The organism is Bacteroidota bacterium, from assembly GCA_016195025.1.
In the GTDB taxonomy this organism is placed as follows: Bacteria; Bacteroidota; Bacteroidia; order Palsa-948; family Palsa-948; genus Palsa-948.
In genome coordinates this window covers 64,572-82,878 of sequence record JACQAL010000013.1, presented here as the reverse complement: position 1 = coordinate 82,878, position 18,307 = coordinate 64,572, and the positions used below count along the sequence as shown (strand labels likewise).

The 18,307-nt window shown below is 41.0% G+C and carries 16 protein-coding genes; 7 read left to right on the top strand and 9 right to left on the bottom strand.

The annotated features are described in order from the left end of the window. Positions 1–63: 63 nt before the first annotated feature. The 4 genes from HY063_01885 to HY063_01870 form a co-directional block, all read right to left on the bottom strand. Positions 64–546 carry a hypothetical protein gene (locus HY063_01885; GenBank protein MBI3500517.1) on the bottom strand — a complete coding sequence of 161 codons (483 nt, stop codon included), beginning with the start codon at positions 544–546 and terminating at the stop codon, positions 64–66. Between the two features lie 122 nt (positions 547–668). Next, a complete protein-coding gene (locus HY063_01880) occupies positions 669–1,760 on the bottom strand; it encodes a PorP/SprF family type IX secretion system membrane protein (protein MBI3500516.1) in 1,092 nt (363 codons plus the stop codon). Positions 1,761–1,872: 112 nt separating this feature from the next. Then, positions 1,873–2,301 (bottom strand): ribose 5-phosphate isomerase B, encoded by a 429-nt coding sequence (gene rpiB / locus HY063_01875; GenBank protein MBI3500515.1) that lies wholly within the window; start codon positions 2,299–2,301, stop codon positions 1,873–1,875. 105 nt (positions 2,302–2,406) lie between these two features. Next, positions 2,407–3,576 carry a homogentisate 1,2-dioxygenase gene (locus tag HY063_01870; protein ID MBI3500514.1) on the bottom strand — a complete coding sequence of 390 codons (1,170 nt, stop codon included), beginning with the start codon at positions 3,574–3,576 and terminating at the stop codon, positions 2,407–2,409. A gap of 172 nt (positions 3,577–3,748) precedes the next feature. Between HY063_01870 and HY063_01865 the strand changes: the two genes are divergently transcribed. From HY063_01865 to HY063_01845, 5 genes are all read left to right on the top strand, one after another. After that, positions 3,749–4,381 carry a TetR/AcrR family transcriptional regulator gene (locus HY063_01865; protein ID MBI3500513.1) on the top strand — a complete coding sequence of 211 codons (633 nt, stop codon included), beginning with the start codon at positions 3,749–3,751 and terminating at the stop codon, positions 4,379–4,381. 65 nt (positions 4,382–4,446) lie between these two features. Further along, positions 4,447–6,315, top strand: a complete 1,869-nt coding sequence (locus tag HY063_01860; protein ID MBI3500512.1) for a T9SS type A sorting domain-containing protein — start codon at positions 4,447–4,449, stop codon at positions 6,313–6,315. Between the two features lie 39 nt (positions 6,316–6,354). Beyond that, on the top strand, positions 6,355–7,752 hold the full coding sequence (locus HY063_01855) for a T9SS type A sorting domain-containing protein (protein ID MBI3500511.1): 1,398 nt from the start codon (positions 6,355–6,357) through the stop codon (positions 7,750–7,752). A gap of 19 nt (positions 7,753–7,771) precedes the next feature. After that, positions 7,772–9,064 (top strand): T9SS type A sorting domain-containing protein, encoded by a 1,293-nt coding sequence (locus HY063_01850; protein ID MBI3500510.1) that lies wholly within the window; start codon positions 7,772–7,774, stop codon positions 9,062–9,064. Positions 9,065–9,068: 4 nt separating this feature from the next. Beyond that, the gene (locus HY063_01845) at positions 9,069–10,949 is read left to right on the top strand and encodes a T9SS type A sorting domain-containing protein (GenBank protein ID MBI3500509.1); all 1,881 of its coding nucleotides are present in this window, start codon (positions 9,069–9,071) and stop codon (positions 10,947–10,949) included. On the opposite strand, the gene ispG is transcribed toward HY063_01845, so the two are convergent. Beyond that, the gene (gene ispG / locus HY063_01840; GenBank protein ID MBI3500508.1) at positions 10,946–12,916 is read right to left on the bottom strand and encodes a (E)-4-hydroxy-3-methylbut-2-enyl-diphosphate synthase; all 1,971 of its coding nucleotides are present in this window, start codon (positions 12,914–12,916) and stop codon (positions 10,946–10,948) included. The two genes, HY063_01845 and ispG, sit on opposite strands and share 4 nt — an antisense overlap. Positions 12,917–12,975: 59 nt before the next feature. Next, positions 12,976–13,662 (bottom strand): T9SS type A sorting domain-containing protein, encoded by a 687-nt coding sequence (locus HY063_01835; GenBank protein MBI3500507.1) that lies wholly within the window; start codon positions 13,660–13,662, stop codon positions 12,976–12,978. A 104-nt stretch (positions 13,663–13,766) separates the two neighbouring features. Between HY063_01835 and HY063_01830 the strand changes: the two genes are divergently transcribed. After that, on the top strand, positions 13,767–15,227 hold the full coding sequence (locus tag HY063_01830; GenBank protein ID MBI3500506.1) for a hypothetical protein: 1,461 nt from the start codon (positions 13,767–13,769) through the stop codon (positions 15,225–15,227). A gap of 210 nt (positions 15,228–15,437) precedes the next feature. Continuing rightward, complete coding sequence (locus HY063_01825; GenBank protein MBI3500505.1) at positions 15,438–16,808, top strand: PKD domain-containing protein; 1,371 nt, start codon at positions 15,438–15,440, stop codon at positions 16,806–16,808. Between the two features lie 57 nt (positions 16,809–16,865). On the opposite strand, the gene HY063_01820 is transcribed toward HY063_01825, so the two are convergent. The 3 genes from HY063_01820 to HY063_01810 are packed head-to-tail and all read right to left on the bottom strand — an operon-like array spanning position 16,866 to position 18,279. Continuing rightward, entirely contained in the window at positions 16,866–17,744 is an 879-nt protein-coding gene (locus HY063_01820) for a DMT family transporter (protein ID MBI3500504.1), read from the bottom strand. An 11-nt stretch (positions 17,745–17,755) separates the two neighbouring features. Continuing rightward, positions 17,756–18,061: a type II toxin-antitoxin system RelE/ParE family toxin gene (locus HY063_01815; protein ID MBI3500503.1), complete on the bottom strand. Its 306-nt coding sequence runs from the start codon at positions 18,059–18,061 to the stop codon at positions 17,756–17,758. Next, positions 18,046–18,279 (bottom strand): hypothetical protein, encoded by a 234-nt coding sequence (locus HY063_01810; protein MBI3500502.1) that lies wholly within the window; start codon positions 18,277–18,279, stop codon positions 18,046–18,048. Before HY063_01810 ends, HY063_01815 begins: the two co-directional genes overlap by 16 nt. Between the last annotated feature and the right edge of the window lie 28 nt (positions 18,280–18,307).

The window sequence follows — 18,307 nt, the reverse complement described above, 5'->3', positions numbered from 1 at the left end:
AAGATAAATAATTTTCTTCGGGGAAGTGATGAAGATTTTTCAGCAATAATTAGAAATCTGAAACTACTCGTCTTCCTTCAAATCCACTGCGGGCTCGGCAGCAACTACTTCTTCATCCTTGGCTGCGGCTTCTGCGGGAAGTTCTTTCGCCACTTCCTTGTCGAGTTCTTCATCACCGGGCCCGCCTTTGAGCGCGTTCTCGTCTTCTTTCTCGTATTTCATTTCGGCAGTTTCGGCTCCCTTGTTCGCCTGGATTGCCATGAGCGCAAGCATGCGCGCCCTGCGCGACTGGTGAATGGCGCGGAAAAATTTTCCTTCGCGGTAAAGGCGGATGGCATAATGCTGGTGCGCAATGGCGCGCGCTAAATTTCCGGTGTACACCTTTCCTTCCTTCACTTTTTTATGGGCCATGAGAATGACCACTGCCGTTCTGCGCAGAATGCGCTTTGCCTGGAATTTTTTTACGAGCGGCCCTTCTGCCGCTACCGCTATTAATAAGGAAGGAAGAAGAACAAACAAGAGCAAAAGTTTTTTGAATACTTGCATGGTAAGTTGTTTTTTGGGTAAGACGAAAATAGAAAAAGAAAAGTTACTGAATAAAAAGATTCTTCATAATAAAAAAGCCCCGCTCACAATTTGCAAACGGGGTTTTTCTTACTTCCCAAAAATTATTTATTGAAACTTGCCTGGCTGTAAATATACGGAGCGGGGTTGAGAAAGTGCAATGAAATTTCAAAGCCGCCTCTGCCGGTGCTCACCGCTTTCAATCCTGATACATTAATATCGTAACTCAGCCCGATGCCGTAACTGGAAAAATCAAACATCATCATGGCTACAAACGCATCTTTGGCGCGGAAAAATCCTCCGGCTGAAATGGAAGCGCCTTTTACAAAGCCGGTATATTTGGAATCCTCCTTCAGCGAATATTTAAACAGCGAGCCGACAAAAATTTCCTGGTTGGGCCCCTGCTTGGCAACCATGATTCCCGGGGCAATGGCAAGGCGCGAATTGGGAATTCCAATGGTGGCGTTTCCGTGAATCACTGTGCGCATGTACAGGTGCTCGCCTGTGCCGAGGAAAGAATATTTTGGCTGGTTCACATGAAACAATGCCGCGCCAATGGTGAAATCCATCTGGTCGCCTGCGGAAGCATAGCGCTCGCTTTTCTTATAAGTATAAATTCCGCCCGTGCTTAAATCGGGAACAATGAAATGCGCGTTCGAAAGATTTTCTTTCGGGTCGAAAGAAGAATTATATCCGGTGGAAGAAGTTGCATCGTACTGGTTTCCCCAGTGCAGTTGGCTGAAGTCAATGCTGCGCTGCATCAATCCTCCCTGGAAACCGAGTGCAAGCATTCCTTTCTGCCCCACAAAAATCTGGTAAGCGAGCGAGCCGTTGAATTGCAGCGTGCCCATGTGCCCATCGCCTGCGCGGTCGTTAAACACATTCAGTCCCCAGCCGAAACCGTTTTCTCCGTTCTGGCGGTATTTCTCCGTCATGTTTTTTACTTTGAACCAGCGCTTCTTACTTTTTATATCGAACGAAGCGCCCATGGTGGAATACGGAACGGTAACTGCGCTCCATTGCGAACGGTACTGCGCGGTGCCGCGAATCCAGACGGTGGTTCCGGCAAGAGCGGGATTCACCGTGAGAGGCGATTGCATGAATTGTGAAAAGTGTATGTCCTGCGCCATGGAAGAAATTCCAACAGCAAGAAAAATTGCGAACGCAGAAGTGCGAAGTGTAAATAATTTTATCATGTAAATAGAAATTTGATGTTAGCAAGAACAAAGTAACGAAATAAAAAGGAACTGGGCAAAATAAAGTGAAACAATAATTACGTGTCTAAATAAGGGAAGCATGGCAAGGGTTTCAACAATCAATCTTCTTCACCCTTCCCTCGTGCCTTCCTCCTTCAAACGAGGTGGAGAGAAAAACATCCACGCATTTTTTTGCTTCGGCTTCTTCAATAAAGCGTGCAGGCAGCGTAAGAATGTTTGCGTCATTGTGCTGGCGCGATAGTTTTGCAATTTCAGAATTCCAGCAAAGTGCTGCGCGAATGCCTGCATGCTTATTGGCAGCCATAGTAACTCCGTTCGCGCTGCCGCACATCAGCATTCCGAAATCAAACTCTTTTTTTTCTACTGCATCTGCAACGGGATGAGCGAAGTCAGGATAATCCACGCTTTGTTCAGAGTGTGTTCCGAAATCTTTTACTTCGATTCCTTTCCCAACTAAATATTTTTTCAGAATCTCTTTGAGAGAAAATCCTGCGTGATCGGCTCCGATTGCAATTTTCATTTTTTGTTTCTGGTTACGAAGTAACGAATCTTGTTACGAATATTACGAATTATTATTTGTATTGGTATTTACTGCAAACTGCTACTGCCACTGCCAACTTGTATTTTATTCTACCCAACTCTTAAAATATTTTCCGTCATCAATTTTCACAGCGGCTTCTGTCACCATCAGCGGGCGGAAGGTATCCACCATCACGGCAAGTTCAATGGTATCTTTCACGCCAATACTTCGTTCCATCGCTCCGGGCGCTGGTCCGTGCGGAATTCCTTTCGGGTGAAGCGTGATGTCGCCTTCTCCAATATTATTCCGGCTCATGAATTCATTGTTCGCGTAATACAAAACTTCATCTGAGTCAATGTTGCTGTGATTGTAAGGAGCGGGAATTGATTTCGGATGGTAATCATACAGGCGCGGACAAAAAGAACACACCACAAAATTATGCGCTTCGAATGTCTGATGGGTCGGAGGAGGTTGATGAATTCTTCCCGTTATCGGTTCAAAGTTGTGAATGGAGAATCCATAGGGAAAATTGTAGCCATCCCAGCCCACCACATCAAACGGATGTGAAGTGTACACCACTTCGTGCATCATGCCTTCCTTTTTTATTTTTATCAGGAAACTTCCTTTGCGGTCGTTCGTCTCCAGATTTTTCGGCAGTTTCAAATCGCGCTCGCAGAAAGGAGAATGTTCCAGCAGTTGTCCGAAATTATTTCTGTAACGATGACAAGTATAGATCGGAGAAAAAGATTCGAGATAAAGAATTTTGTTTTCCTTCGAATCAAAATCCATCTGGTATATCATCCCGCGCGGAATCACCAGATAATCTCCGCTCACAAAATTTATGTTTCCGAGAAAAGTGCGGAGTGTTCCTTTTCCTTTGTGAATGAAAAGCAATTCGTCCGCGTCTGCATTCTTATAAAAATAATTTTTAAAAGATTTTTTCGGAGCGGCAAGACCAAGTATTACATCGTTATTCAAAAGGAGAGGAGTTCTGCTTTCGAGAAAATCATCCTGCGGTTCCACATTAAAGCCGATCAGTTTCATCGCTCTGATATTTTTCTTTACCGCAATCTTCGGCTCCACGCTATAGGATTTTACAATTTCCTTCACCATTGTTGGCCGGTGAACGTGATATAATAAGGAAGACATTCCGGAAAACCCTTCCGTGCCGAAAAGCTGCTCGTAATAAAATGGATGATTTTTATTTCCCTTTGGATTTACAAATTGCGTGTGGCGCTTCTGAGGAATTTTTCCGAGTTTATGATAGATGGGCATTTTGAATTACAAATTAGTGAATGAAATTTTTTTCTATGCAAATGTAGGAAATATGGAGAAGACATTAAAAACGAAAAATCGCTCAAAAAACTACACTCAAAAAAATCTTCTAAAAGATTGCTGGTGTTAAAATAATGTTTTTATATTTGTAGACCATTTGGTCGAATACTATATGAGAAAGAAAAAACTTGATTCCGAAACCGAAAAAAAAATTCTTGATGCTGCAGTAAATGTATTTCACAAAAAAGGAATTCACGGAGCGCGAATGCAGGAAATTGCCGATGAAGCGCAAGTGAGTAAATCCATGCTTCATTATTATTTTGTGGATAAGGACAAACTTTTTAATAAAGTGTTTGAACTGACAATGAAAAATATCTTTCCGAAAGTAAATTCTATTTTGGTTTCCGACCTCCCGCTTTTCCAGAAGATTGCTGTATTTATGAATACCTATACGGATATTTTATTTGAACAGCATCACTCTACCGGATTCATCATTTCCGAGATGGCAATGAATACTGACAAAGTTCTGAAAATGACAGTGAGCGCTGCGGGTTTCGATATGACGAAATTTCGTCTGCAAATAGACGGGGAATACAAAAAGGGCAACATAAAAAAAATGGATGTCAGGATTTTGTTTTTGAATATGATTTCACTTTGTGTTTTTCCTTTCATTGCCATGCCTATTCAGTTGCAACGCTTCAAAATTTCGCAGGAAGAATATTTTCAATTATTGGAAAAAAGAAAATCAGTTATCACTCAAATGGTAATTGATTCCATCAAAAAAGAAGAACTTGTAACCGTATAAATTTTTTTGCGTAAAGGCAGACCAAATGGTCGAACAATAAGAACTAACATTTAATCTCAATAACAATGAAAAAAAATTTACTTGCGGCAGCCATAACAGTATTTTATTTTACAAATATAAATTGCTTTGCGCAAGCGCCTCCCGACTCTTGCCAAATCACAGTTGGAACTTGTCTTGGTCAACTTAACGCATGGAGCCGTGAAGTTCCATTTGTGGACTTGATGAAAACATGTTTGCGCTGGGCAACGCTGCCAACGGCAAATGTGATGGATTCTATCCCGCAGGATGCTGACGGCTACCCGCTCCAGATTCCTTACACGGTGAACGGTCAGCCACAAACGATACAAACAAGGATGATATATGGGCAGAAACCTTCTGTTCTTTATCCAAGTGGAACTTATGTTCTTTTATATGATGGCACCGGAACTTTTTCTTTTACAGGCGATGTAACCGCTGCTACCGTAACAAATCCGGGAAGAATTCTTTTAACAGTCGTTCCCTCAACACAAGGAATATTTATGACCATTATTTCTTCCAGCGCAAGCGACCATGTGCGCAATGTGCGCGTGCTGATGCCGGGCACGGAGTTCACCTACCAATCTCAGCCGTTCAATCAGAAATTTTTGAACTATCTCGCTCCTTTCAAAGTCATTCGCCCCATGTGGTGGCAATTGCTCTGGCAATCCACCGAAGTAAAATGGAGTGACAGGAGAAAGACAACTTTTTACAGGCAATCGTCTTATTTTTCCGAAACCAATAAAAGAGGATGTGCTTATGAGTACATAGTAAAACTCTGTAACATGGCGAATAAAGATTTATGGCTTTGTGTTCCGCATGCAGCTGATTCAGATTATGTGATGAACCTTGCGCAGATGATGAGAGACAGTTTAAATCCTAATCTGAAAATATACCTGGAGTATTCCAATGAACTCTGGAATTCTACCAACACAGTTGCGTATCCCTGGGTGCAGGCGAATGCTCCGCAGAGTTTGAATTCGGCTCAGCGAATTGCTTACTTCTATAAAAAGAATTTTGATATATGGCAAATGGTTTTCGGAAGCCAATTCTCCTCGCGGATTGTGAGAGTAGTTGGTTCTCAACTCACGACTCCATGGTACGGTCAGCAGGAAATGGCTTACCTTATTAATAATGGAAGCGGGGCTGATGCACTTGCTCCAGCAGATTATTTTTTAACCTTCAGGCAGAATCCTACCTACAATCATCATGACTATGATACACTGAATGCATGGGGCGCGTCTACTACGCCTCTTCAGGCAATCAATCTTGCACGAAAAAATATTCCGTCAATGCATATGGGAACTCTTGCTAATAATCAAACTGCAACACAGTATGGATTGCGTTACATATTTTATGAAGGAGGTCAAGATTTAGATCCGCAAAATTATTCAACTCATCCTTACAATCCTGCCATTTACAATGCGCAGTTAGATACGGCTATGTACAACTGTTATATGAATGAATTCAAATTCCTGCGCGACTCAACTACGCTTGATTTGTTCATGCACTTTGTTTTGTTCAGCGACAGGGGAGAATTTCTGAACGGTGCTCCACCATGGGGAGCGCTCGAAAGCGTATTTCAGGATACAAGCGTAAATCCGTCTGTAAAATACCGCGCGCTGATGAACAATATATTTAATTGCTCTGCTTCAACGGGCGTTTCCGAAATGACAAAAAATAATTCAATCACTGTTTTTCCTAATCCATCATGCGGAAAGTTTACGATTGCAGGGTTACAAAGTTTGAAAGTTGAAAGGTTGGAAATTTACAATGTGCTTGGTGAAAAAATTTATTCATCAACTCATTCACCCGTTAATTCAATAATTGATTTGTCTTCGCAACAGAATGGAATTTATTTTATAAAAGTAAGTTCTGAAGGGAAAACAAAGCAATCGAAAATCGTCATTTGTAAATAAATTTTTTAAACACACATCACAAAAATAAAAACCGTCACAATGAAAAACATCTTTACTCTTTTATTTTTTATTCAGGTATCGCTGAACGGTTGGTCGCAAGGCGGCTGCAACCCTTCCTCAGCAACCGGAACGCCTAACTGCACGGCAGCGCAAACAGGGTTTACTCCCATTCACGATTTAGGAACAGGAACCTGGGTAAACAACTGGAACGGAAATTCCATGCAGGGAGGATTATATCCGAATGGCTCCAACTTTATTCCGGCATCGCATAAAGCGGCAGGCATTACACTTGCTTCACAACTTCAGCCGCTCGATACGGCAGGCAATCCAAGCCCGACTGGAAAAATTGTTTTACTCTCCATCGGATTATCAAATACAAATATTGAAGCATGCGAGTTTGATTCGCTTGCCAACATAGACCCCTGCAAAAATTCAAAAGTCGTTTGTGTCAACGGAGCCCAGGGAGGATTTCCCGCCATGCTGATTACTTCACCGTGGTATCAGGGAGGAACGCCATACAATAATTATTGGGGAAGCAGCAGCAACCCGGTTGGAGTTTATGGCGCTCTCGTTACTGCGAGCGGCAGCAGACCCAAACAAGTACAGGCGGTTTGGTTTAAGGAAACGAATCCTGCTCCGCCCAGTAATATATTATATACTTCAAATTGTACAAGCGCAAATTCCAATCAATGCAGGGAAGAATTTTATGATTCATTGGTTGTGCAATTCAAGCGCGCCTTGCTTGAAATTGTTACCCGCTATCCCAATGTGAAAGTGTGTTATATCTCCAGCAGAATATCTGCGCGGTATGCCGATGTTACTTCGGTTCTGAATCCTGAGCCCTTTGCTTACATACAAGGATGGACATGCAAAAAAGTTATTGAAGACCAAATCAACGGATTGCTTCCTTATTCAGGAAGCGGAAGAGTTGCTCCATGGATTGCGTGGAGCCCGTATTTGTGGAGCGATGGAATTATTCCCCAGGTAAATTATCCATCCATTAATTGGACTTGTCCAAATGAATTTGCATTGGACGGAACACATCCGTCTTTAAGCGGTGCACGCAAAGTAGGCAACTTGCTGCTGTGCATGTTTAAAACCGATTCAACCTGTTATCCTTGGTTTACTGCGAGCGGCAATCCTTGTTTTACCGGATACTGTTCAACTACCGGAACAAATGAACTGCCGAATAAAAAAGAAATAAAAGTTTATCCAAATCCATCTGTTGGAAAAATTTCAGTTGAGTTGAAAACTGTTCCCGAAAAAATTAAAATTGAAGTTTACTCCGCGCTCGGAAAAAAAATTTATTGCGCAATAAAAGAAAACTCCTCCGAAAAGATTTTTACTCTTGATTTGAATTTACCTGAAGGAATTTATAACCTCATTATATCAGAAGAAAAAAATTTGTATTCAGAAAAAGTAGTCATTATAAAATAAACATTAAAAATCAACCACAATGAAAACACAATTATTCTCCTTCGTCATTTTATTTCTATTGGCGGCAAAATCTTTCGGGCAGGCAAACTGCACAGCCGCTTCAACGGGTTTCACTCCTATCAATGATTTAGGAAGTGGAACATTCACAAATGCATGGAGCGTCACTTGGACAGGCGGACTTTATCCGAACGGTTCGAACTATCTTCCCGCTACGCACAAGGGTGCGGGAACGCAAATCGCGCAGCAAGTTCTTCCGCTTAATTCATCGGGCAATGTGGATATGACCAACGGAAAAATTGTATGGATGAGCATCGGAATGTCAAATACTACTTATGAAGCGCAGCAATTTATTCCGCTGGCGAATGCCTACGCAAACAAAAACCCGAAACTCACTTTGGTGGATGGAGCGCAAGGCGGAATGTCGGCAGATAGAATTTCATCGCCATGGCTTTCGCAATATTCCACTTACTGGAGCACGGTGGCAACGCGGCTCAGCAGTGCAGGAGTAACTGCAAACCAAGTGGAAGTGATTTGGTTTAAGGAAGCAGACCCTGCAGGAACGATGACTGTTCAAATCTATTATGATTCTCTCATCGTGCAGTTCAAACGGATTATGCACGAAATAAAAACAAGATTTCCGAATGCAAAACTTTGTTACATGGCAAGCCGCATTTCTGCACGCTACGCTTCTTCCACTCTCAATCCTGAACCATTTGCGTATTACACCGGTTGGGCGGTAAAAGAAATTATTGAAGAGCAGATTAACGGAGATACCGCGCTCGCATATTCAGGAAGTAATATTCGTTCTCCGTTTTTATCATGGGGAATTTATATGTGGTCGGATGGAAGCACGCCCGAAGCAACCAATTCAAATATATTTATTACCTGCCCAACGGATTTACAGAATGACGGAACGCATCCATCTATTCCTACAGGTGCAGCCAAAGTAGCAAACTGGCTCCTCACTTTTTATCAGAATGATTCGCTGTCGTGTTCTTGGTTTTTTAATTCTTCGCCTTCTTTTTGTCCGCTAACTGCTGTGAATGAAATTTCTTTGGAGAATGGTATTTCTGTTTATCCGAATCCCACATCAGGAAAATTCCAAATCTCAAACCTGCCTGCGCAGGCAGGTCTCAAATCTCAAATCTCAAATCTTGAGATTTACAATGTGCTGGGAGAATGTATTTACAAATCTTTAATCCTAAATCCTAAATCCTTAATTGATTTATCTTCTCAGCCCAGCGGAATTTATTTTCTGAAAGTAATGGCAGGAAAAAATTCGTTCGATGAAAAAATAATCATTCAAAAATAATCCGATGAAAGCGAAACAACTCCCGGCAGTTTTTATTTTATTTTTCTTTCTGGGAAAAATAAATGCGCAAACATCCGATACCTGCCGCATGAAACTCGGCATGAATTTGTTCAGCATCCGCACTGCCCAGTTTAATTTTGATTACCAGCAGCCGTTTGCGAATATTATTAAGGGATGTGATACATTTTACACGCAATCATCCACAGGTGCCGCCACAACTACAAATACCAATCAGTTGTCTTTATTTTCTTTTGATGCTGACGGTTATCCGCTGCAGGCGCCCATGTCTGGAATTTCGGTTTGCGCGCAAATGCTGCAGGGCGTCAGCGGAAATTATCCTTCGGGAAATTATTATGTATGGTTCAGCGGAAACGGAACGCTGCGGTTTGGCGGAGATGCTTCGGGCGCGGATGTTACTTCCGGTAACGGTTCGCAGTATGTTACCGTCAGCACCCCAACCAACAACGGCATCATCATGAAAATTGTTTTTTCAGATGTAAGCAATCCTGTGCGGGATATAAAAGTAATGATGCCGAATGATTCCGTATCAGATACTTTTAATCTGGCGTTCATAAATAAAATAACTCCGTTCACCGCGCTGCGGTTTATGGAATGGAATAACATGAACACCAATACCGAAGTGCAATGGCAGAACAGGAGATTGCCTTCGTATTACACGCAGGGCGCATCAGGCGGAAGTTTAAATACCATCGGTATTGCATGGGAATATGCCATCGCGCTTTGCAATCAACAACAAAAAGATTGCTGGCTCAGCATTCCCACGCAGGCGGATACAAATTATATTATTCAACTGGCAACTTTATTCCGCGACAACTTAAATCCCAATCTGAAAATTTATCTGGAGTATTCAAATGAATGCTGGAATCAATTGTTGTCACCGACAAATTATAATTGGATTGACGACCCGAATAATTCTTCTTCTACCCTTACAAATCATTCTCAGAAAACAGCATTTCATTTCAAAAAAACTTTTGACCTCTGGAAAAATGTATTCGGCTCTGCAATGGCTGCGCGCGTGGTGCGTTTGTGCTCGGGCAACGACCTGAATCAGGGCGTTTCGCAAATGACAACCATGATGAACTATCTTCTTAACAACGGCAGTGGCGCTGATGCAATTTCTGTCGCACCTTACATATCGCCTAAGGCGGCCGACTATACCAGATGGAACGCTAACTGCACCACTTTATCAACCGAGCCAACAACAATTTTAATTGACACATTAATTAATCTCGGAAGAACGCGCATGAACGAGAGCATGGCATGGCAATGGAAATTTGATACCATCGCGCAAAACCGAAACACCTCATTGGTTTTTTACGAAGGCGGTCCGAATATTGCCGCCTCAACAGTAACATGCACTGCTATTAGAACAGCAATAACCGCTATGCAAAGCGATGTGAGAATTTATAATTTGTATAACGAGTGGCTCGATTCAGTGCGCACTTTATCCAAAGCAACGCTGTTCAATCATTTTGTCCTTGCGGGTTCAGGCGTGATGGGCGCTTTGACGAATATTTATCAAACTACTTCGCAAAAATACAGCGTGCTGACGGATTATATCAATTTTCAAAATTCAAATTGTTCTGTAACCGGATTTGCAGAAAATTATCCGGAAGAAAATTCCTTTGTTTACCCGAATCCTTCCAATGGGAATTTTTTCATTGAATTGCAAAATAATGTTTCAGGGAAAATAAAAATGGAAATGTTTAACACGCTCGGGGAGAAAGTTTATTCCGAAGAAAAAAATGCCTTGAATCAGAAAATAATTTTTGTTGAAAATGTGAATTTGCAAGATGGGATTTATTTTCTGAAAATCACCTATGGAAATAAAATCCATGGACAGAAAATTATTATAACAAATTAATTTTCTTTTTCTACCCAGTCACCGCCTTCTTTAATGAGCGTGATGAGCTCATCCACTGCCGTCTCAGCAGAGATATTTCTTTTCACCACTTCTTTTCCTTTATAGAGTGTGATTTTTCCAACGCCCGTTCCCACATAGCCGTAATCCGCATCCGCCATTTCACCGGGACCATTTACAATGCAACCCATGATTCCTATTTTCACTCCTTTGAGATGAGAAGTTCGCGCTCGGATTTTTCCTGTGGTCTCCTGTAAATCAAACAATGTTCTTCCGCAGGATGGACAGGAAATATATTCCGTCTTTGAAATCCGTGTGCGGGTCGCCTGAAGAATTCCAAATGCAGTTGAGTTAATAATTTGAGGAGACACACAATTTTTTTGTTTGATCCAGATTCCATCTCCGAAGCCATCCAAAAACAATCCTCCGAAATCTGTGGAAGAATACAACTGAAATTTTTCTTCGGAAAGATTCAAAAAATTTCTTTTTATGATGACAGGAATTTTAGAATCCGTTAATTCAAAAAACATTCTGCGCTGTTCAGCCATTCCGTGTTCATTCATAGTATCAAACACGAAAACTACAGTTGGGTCTAACTTGTGAATTGTGAATTGTGAATTGTGAATTAATGCATCAATATCAACCACCACAAAATTTAATTCTGGGCTTGTCATTCCGAGCGGAGCCGAGGAATCTTTTGCTTTTAAATATTCAGTCCCGCAGAAAAGAGGATAAGCGCGGGTTTTATTTTTCAGTTTCGCAAAAGTTTGAGAATTATAAATTAACCCCAGCGTTCCCGGAATTTCAAAATCAATTTCATTATCTCCCAGATAAATATAATCGCACGCCTGGTCAGTCAAATTCCATTTATCCAGCGGGACAGAATAATTATACCCTATAGAAAATAATTTCGCGGGAGTAATCTTTTGCTTGTCTGAAAAATCAGCAATCACTCTCGGAACATTATGTCCACCAATATTACCGACTTGTTTAGTGTCTCTTCTTGAATATTCAAATGGATTATATTTGAGATTTGAGCCAGTTGGAATTTGTTTATGATTTTTTCTATTTGAATATCGCTCTGCTAAATTTTTCGCAACAGGAATTTCAAATTCGGATTCTTCTGTAAGCGAAACGCGAATGGTATCACCGAGTCCATCTTCCAAAAGCGTTCCGATTCCTACGGCAGATTTTATTCTTCCGTCTTCTCCATCTCCGGCTTCTGTCACTCCTAAATGCAAAGGATAATTTCTGTCTGTCTCCATCATTTTATGCACAAGCAAACGATATGCTTGCACCATCACCTGCGTGTTGCTGGCTTTCATTGAAAGAATAATTTCATGAAAATTATTTTCTTCGCAGATGCGCAGGAATTCGAAAGCGCTTTCCACCATTCCAAGCGGAGTATCACCGTAGCGGCTGAGAATCCTATCGCTGAGCGAACCGTGATTGGTTCCGATTCTCATAGTTGTTCCGTTCTCTTTGCAGATTTTTACAAGAGGAGTAAGTCGCTCGCGGATTCTTTCCAGTTCTTCATCGTAACTTTTATCAGTGTATTCAATATGTTCAAATTTTTTTCGGTCGGCATAGTTTCCGGGATTCACTCTAACTTTTTCTACAATTCTTGCTGCGGTTTCCGCTGCATTGGGAGTAAAATGTATATCAGCGCAAATCGGAGTGTTATATCCGCGCTTGCGCAATTCACTTTTTATGTTCTCCAAATTCTTTGCTTCGTTCAGACTTGGCGCGGTGATTCTCACGAGTTCACATCCTGCTTCAATCATGCGGATGGATTGCTCAACGGTTTTAATTGTATTCATCGTATCGGTCGTGGTCATGGACTGAATGCGGATGGGATTGTTTCCGCCAATTCCTAAATCCCCAACTTTCACTTCGCGCGTTTTGAAGCGGGAATATTCAAAAAGAGAATTGCAGTATTGCGAAGAAGATATTTTTGAAATGACAGGCACGTTGTAAAATTTTCAGAGCGAATTTACTGAAAAAGAAATTAAGAGAGGAGAAACAATCGTTAATCTATCTTAACAAACTTTCTTGTACTGCGGAAACTTCCAGCGGAAACTTCGAGAAAATAAATTCCGCTCTGAAGATTGGAAACATCCACAAGGTTTTTCTTTTCTCTTTGAGAGAGAGCAATGGAATTTATTTCCTTTCCCATAATATCGAGGATGCGGATTTTCTCCAATGTGATTTCCTGTTTGTATACTTCTATGTGAATATAATTGCTCGTAATGGAAGGGTGAAGCGAGAACGAAAACGAGTTTAAGATTTCATGAACTCCTGCGCCAGAAGAATCTAAATATACAGAAGTCCAAATAGAATCGGCAGCTGTTTTCGCATTGCCTGACGACCATACTACAACTATATTATTCCCTCCTGTAAAATTAGTAGTGTCAAAAATAATGTTGCATGCTGTTGAAACAGTATCGTTGGGCAGTAAGGTTACCTGTTGGATAAAACAAAATTGAACAGGAGAAAAACCATTGTAAGCTGTTCCAATCCAAATGCTGATAGAGCCGGAATACACAGAGGTATCAAGATTTTTCACAATAACTGAAATTGTAGAATCCGAGTAACCCAAATAAGAAGAGTCGGGGAAAACAAGCGCTTGAGTGCTCATAGTTCCTTGCTGTGCAAAGGAAGAAGAAAGAGAAAAGAAAAAAATTCCGCAGATGAAAAATTTTATGAATGATTTCATCTCCTTGTGATTTACAAAACAAAGATACCACAAAGAAACCATAAGGCATAGACTAAATACAAATTTTCTTGCCCGTTCAAAATAACTACATTTGTCAGGCGATCATGGATATTCTGAATCAAATCATACTTAACCTCAATAAAGAAGACCTGCGCTTTTATAAGTTGTTCAGCGCACGGCACGATATGGGCGATGGGCGAAAAGATTTGGTGTTACTGGATTATATCCGTGATTCGGAAGAACAGTATGATGACGAAGCCATCTTCAAAAAGTTGTATGGCGGGAAAAATAAGAATGCGTTTTACTCTTTAAAGAATAGATTAATTCACGATGTGGCGCGTTCGCTCACGGTGCAGTATTGTTACAAGGACGAAATACTTTATATCTACCATTTGCTTTTTCTTGTCCGCCTCTATTTTACGCGAAGCCAGTTTGGAATCTCAAAACATTTTCTGAACAAGGCGGAGAAAGAAGCAAAACGGATTGAGAATTATGAACTGCTGGATATTATTTATGACGAGTATGTGAAACTATCCCATGAGATTTTAGACATCAATCCTGAAGAATACATCCGCAAGCGCGATGAAGCGAGAAAACTTTCGGCAAGTATTCTGGAAGTGGACAATATTTTGGCAGCGGTTTATTACCGCCTGAAAACATCGCAAAACTTTTTGGAAAAAGAAAACCCCATTCTAAAACTTCTTGAAAAAACCGCGAATACTTTTTCGAAGAACAAAAATATAAAGCAAAGCCCGAAACTCAGGTTCCGGATTTATTCTGCAGTTACGCAGATTCTTCTCCAGCGCCACGAATACGAAGCGCTTGAAAAATATTTATTGAACACCTATAAAGAATTTCTGAAGGACAAACTTTTCCAGAAAGAAAATCACGACACGAAAATCCAGATGCTTCATTATCTTGTGAATGCATCCTTCAAGAACAAAAAGTATGAGCAGTCGCTCAAGCACGCGGAAGAAATGCGTGATGCGATGCTCGAGCACGGTAAATTGCTTTATGACAAATTTCTTTTCTTCTATTATAATTCTCTCGCCATAAATTATTCGGTGCTGAATAAAGACAAAGCCATTTCCATTCTTGGTGAACTAATTTCAAAGCGGACATTAAAGAGTCAGCCATTTTACGAATTATTCATTTATCTGAATCTTGCGATTCTTTGGTTTGAGAAAGGAGAATTTCATAATTCCATCCGAAGTTTAAACAAACTCTATGTTCATCCTGAATTCAAGAACGCGGATATTGCACTTCGTTTCAAGATTGCTGTTGCCGAACTCATCATCCGCTACGAACTTCTGGATTTTGATTTCCTCGAAACAAAAATCAGGCAGGTGAAAAAACATTTTAAAGAAATGCTTTCAAAACCCGAACAGGAGCGCGAAAAAGAATTTTTATCCATCCTGAACCGGATGATTGCTGTGCCTGAACTTACCCGCGACAAGAAATTATTATCCCGCATTCAAAAGTTTTCTTCCCACAAAATTGTCTTGGACGACACAGAAGTAATCAACTATTCCGCTTGGCTAAAGGGGAAAATAAAAAAGGTATAGGGAAACAGGGTATAAGGTATAGGGGTGAACGGGGAAGAAAATCTAAGGATGTTCCTTATACCCCATACCTTATTTCCTTATTCCTCAATACCTGAACGGGCAAGATTTTGGTAATCTTGGCTATGCGTCCTTCCTTTCTTATTCCCACCTTTGTACCATAAAGCCACGAAGGCAAACACAAACAATAACACTAATTAAAAAATCAAACCAATGAAAACACAATTTTACTTCAGCAGAAAAATTTTCGCTTCAATGCTGGCGATTATTTTTTCATCCGCTTTGTTTATGCAAACAAAAGCGCAAAGCACTTGTCAGGCAGGATTCACATTTTCGGTAAACAACAATGTGGTAACGTTCACCAATACTTCCACAGGCGCCAGCATGCCATCGTACTCCTGGAATTTTGGAGACGGCAACTATGACTGGCAGGCAAATCCCGTTCATACCTATATGTATAACGGAACATATATGGTTTGCCTCACGATGTGGGACAGTTTGAATCCATGTCAAAGCACCTTTTGCGATTCGGTGGTGATTACCAACGCGCCTCCCGCTCCATGCAGTGCAAATTTCTCCTATGGATTTCAGGGAAACACTTTTTATTTTTCTGACCAATCCACTGGCGGACCGTTTATTTCATGGAACTGGAATTTCGGAGACGGAAATACTTCCACACTTCAAAATCCTTCGCACATGTATGCCAATGCGGGCACCTACACTGTTTGCCTCACGGTTATTTCGCAAACGGATACTTGCTCGTACTGCAACACGGTGAATTATTATCCGTGCAATCTGCAGGCATCGTTTACTTATAATAATGCCAGCGACCCGACCATTTCTTTCACAAATACTTCCACAGGAGGAACCATGCCGTGGTACTCCTGGAATTTTGGCGATGGAAATTATAGTTATGCAACAAATCCTTCGCACACGTATCAATATTCCGGCATGTATGTGGTTTGCCTCTGGGTTTCGGATTCGCTTCAGAATTGTTCCGACACTTATTGCGATACGGTAACGATTGTGAATGCTCCTCCTCCGCCAATTCCTCCCTGCGATTCAACTTACACTGCGTATCCTGATTCATCAGGAAGTGGGTGGGTTTATTTTTATTCGAACGGAAGCAACAATGTTTCGTGCTCATGGGATTTTGGCGATGGAAATTTCGGAACGGGATGTGTTCAGGTAGCGCATCAGTATTCTGCAACGGGAACCTATTATGTATGCCTCACTGTGACGGATGTAAACGGAAATACCTGCACCAATTGCGACAGCGTTTTTGTTCTTCGCACAGGAACAGGAATTAACGAACAGAACGGAAATGTATCCGGAATAAAAAATTATCCGAATCCATTTACAACTTCCACTACGATTTTCTATTCACTGAAAGAAAAATCAGAAGTAACCCTTTCTGTTTTCAATCACGTGGGAATTAAGGTGGCTGAATTGGAAAATGGAAATAAGGAATCAGGAAATCACCAGTTAGAATGGAACGCAGAAAATTTTACTTCGGGAGTTTATTTTCTTGAAATAAAATCGGAAGGAAATGTTGTATCAAGAAAAATGGTTTTGATAAAATAAGTTTCGGTTAACCAAGTCCCCGTGCAAAGGGCTGTCGAAGAAATTCACAGCCCTTTTTTATTTTACAAACCTTTTTATATACGAATCTGCAAACACCACCGCAAGAATAATTGCTGTGCCGATATAAAAGGAAAGTGACATGTGCTCGGTGCTTCCAAAAATAAAAAATGCGAAAAGGATTCCGTAAATGGTTTCGAGATTCAGCGTGAGCGACATGGTGTAAGGCGAAACTTTTTTCAGAATGTAAACTCCGATGATGAATGGAATGACCGTGCAGCCCACGGCAAAAATTAAAATGTAAAGCCAGTCGTGTGCGCTGATTCCAAAAACAGTTGCCGTTTGCGGGTCAAGTGAAAAAATAAAAATGGAAATGCACGCCCAGCAGCCCACCATTTCATAAACAGAAATTAATCCGGGGGAAATTTCCCTGCGGCTCATGATGGAATTTACCACCGCCATCATGGAGGAAGTGAGCGCTGCCCCGATGCCGAGAAGAATTCCCCAGAAATATTTTGTCTCCACATTGAAAATCAAAAGCAGCGCGCCAATTACAACGAGACCAAAAAAAATTTCGTACCATAAAACTTTTCGCTTGAAGAAAATTGGTTCGAAAAGAGAAGTAAATAAAGTTCCGGTGGAAAAGCAGGCGAGGGTTACCGAAACGTTGCTTGCCTTCACCGCTCCGTAAAAACAAATCCAGTGCAAGCCCACCAATAAACCAATTGCAAGTAATTGTAAAAAAGTTTTTCCTGAAAGAGAAAATAACGGAATGCCTTTGAGCAAAACATAAATTAAAATTCCCGCGAAGGCAATCATCACGCGAATCCAGATCAACTGCAAAGCGGGAAGCGTAATTATTTTTCCGAGCACTGCTGTCCATCCCCAAACGAAAACAATGAAGTGAAGGATTAAAAGGTTGCGGGTGTTTTGGCTCACAAAGAAATAATTTAATCTCCTGAAGACTTTTTCTTTGGATTTTGCCTTGTATCCCAGAAACTCAATAGTTCCACCAGTTTTTCTTCGTCATTAATCTGGTAGAGCAGTAAATTATGTTTGGTCACAAGTGCTTCGTGAATATTTTCTTTATCAGAACCGCGAAACAGATATGGATTTTTCTCCAGCAAATGTTCTATGTCATTGGCACGCTGAATCAATTTTATGATTTCGCGGTGTGTCCAATGCGCTTCAAGATATTCAATAACACTGTCGAATGTGTGAATGGCTTCGGGCGACCAGATTATTTTGTAAGCCATTTGGCATATTTCTTCATTACTTCCTTATGCGGTTTGCCTTCGCCCTGCGCTAATTGTCGTCTTGCTCTTTTTACCGATGCTTTCTGCTCTTCGCTCAATTCATCCCATAAATCGGTTTTAGAACCTTGCAGGATTGCCTTCATCTGTCGGAGCAATGCTTCGCTTTTTATTTCAAGAAGAGATTTTACCAGCGCCAGTTTTTCTGCCTGAATGTTCATGGATTTTTTTATTTATATAACAAAGATA

Coding starts and splice junctions, on each gene's coding strand:
- HY063_01885 (MBI3500517.1), bottom strand. CDS start 546: ATGCAAGTATTCAAAAAACTTTTGCTCTTGTTTGTTCTTCTTCCTTCC.
- HY063_01880 (MBI3500516.1), bottom strand. CDS start 1,760: ATGATAAAATTATTTACACTTCGCACTTCTGCGTTCGCAATTTTTCTT.
- rpiB (MBI3500515.1), bottom strand. CDS start 2,301: ATGAAAATTGCAATCGGAGCCGATCACGCAGGATTTTCTCTCAAAGAG.
- HY063_01870 (MBI3500514.1), bottom strand. CDS start 3,576: ATGCCCATCTATCATAAACTCGGAAAAATTCCTCAGAAGCGCCACACG.
- HY063_01865 (MBI3500513.1), top strand. CDS start 3,749: ATGAGAAAGAAAAAACTTGATTCCGAAACCGAAAAAAAAATTCTTGAT.
- HY063_01860 (MBI3500512.1), top strand. CDS start 4,447: ATGAAAAAAAATTTACTTGCGGCAGCCATAACAGTATTTTATTTTACA.
- HY063_01855 (MBI3500511.1), top strand. CDS start 6,355: ATGAAAAACATCTTTACTCTTTTATTTTTTATTCAGGTATCGCTGAAC.
- HY063_01850 (MBI3500510.1), top strand. CDS start 7,772: ATGAAAACACAATTATTCTCCTTCGTCATTTTATTTCTATTGGCGGCA.
- HY063_01845 (MBI3500509.1), top strand. CDS start 9,069: ATGAAAGCGAAACAACTCCCGGCAGTTTTTATTTTATTTTTCTTTCTG.
- HY063_01835 (MBI3500507.1), bottom strand. CDS start 13,662: ATGAAATCATTCATAAAATTTTTCATCTGCGGAATTTTTTTCTTTTCT.
- HY063_01830 (MBI3500506.1), top strand. CDS start 13,767: ATGGATATTCTGAATCAAATCATACTTAACCTCAATAAAGAAGACCTG.
- HY063_01825 (MBI3500505.1), top strand. CDS start 15,438: ATGAAAACACAATTTTACTTCAGCAGAAAAATTTTCGCTTCAATGCTG.
- HY063_01815 (MBI3500503.1), bottom strand. CDS start 18,061: ATGGCTTACAAAATAATCTGGTCGCCCGAAGCCATTCACACATTCGAC.
- HY063_01810 (MBI3500502.1), bottom strand. CDS start 18,279: ATGAACATTCAGGCAGAAAAACTGGCGCTGGTAAAATCTCTTCTTGAA.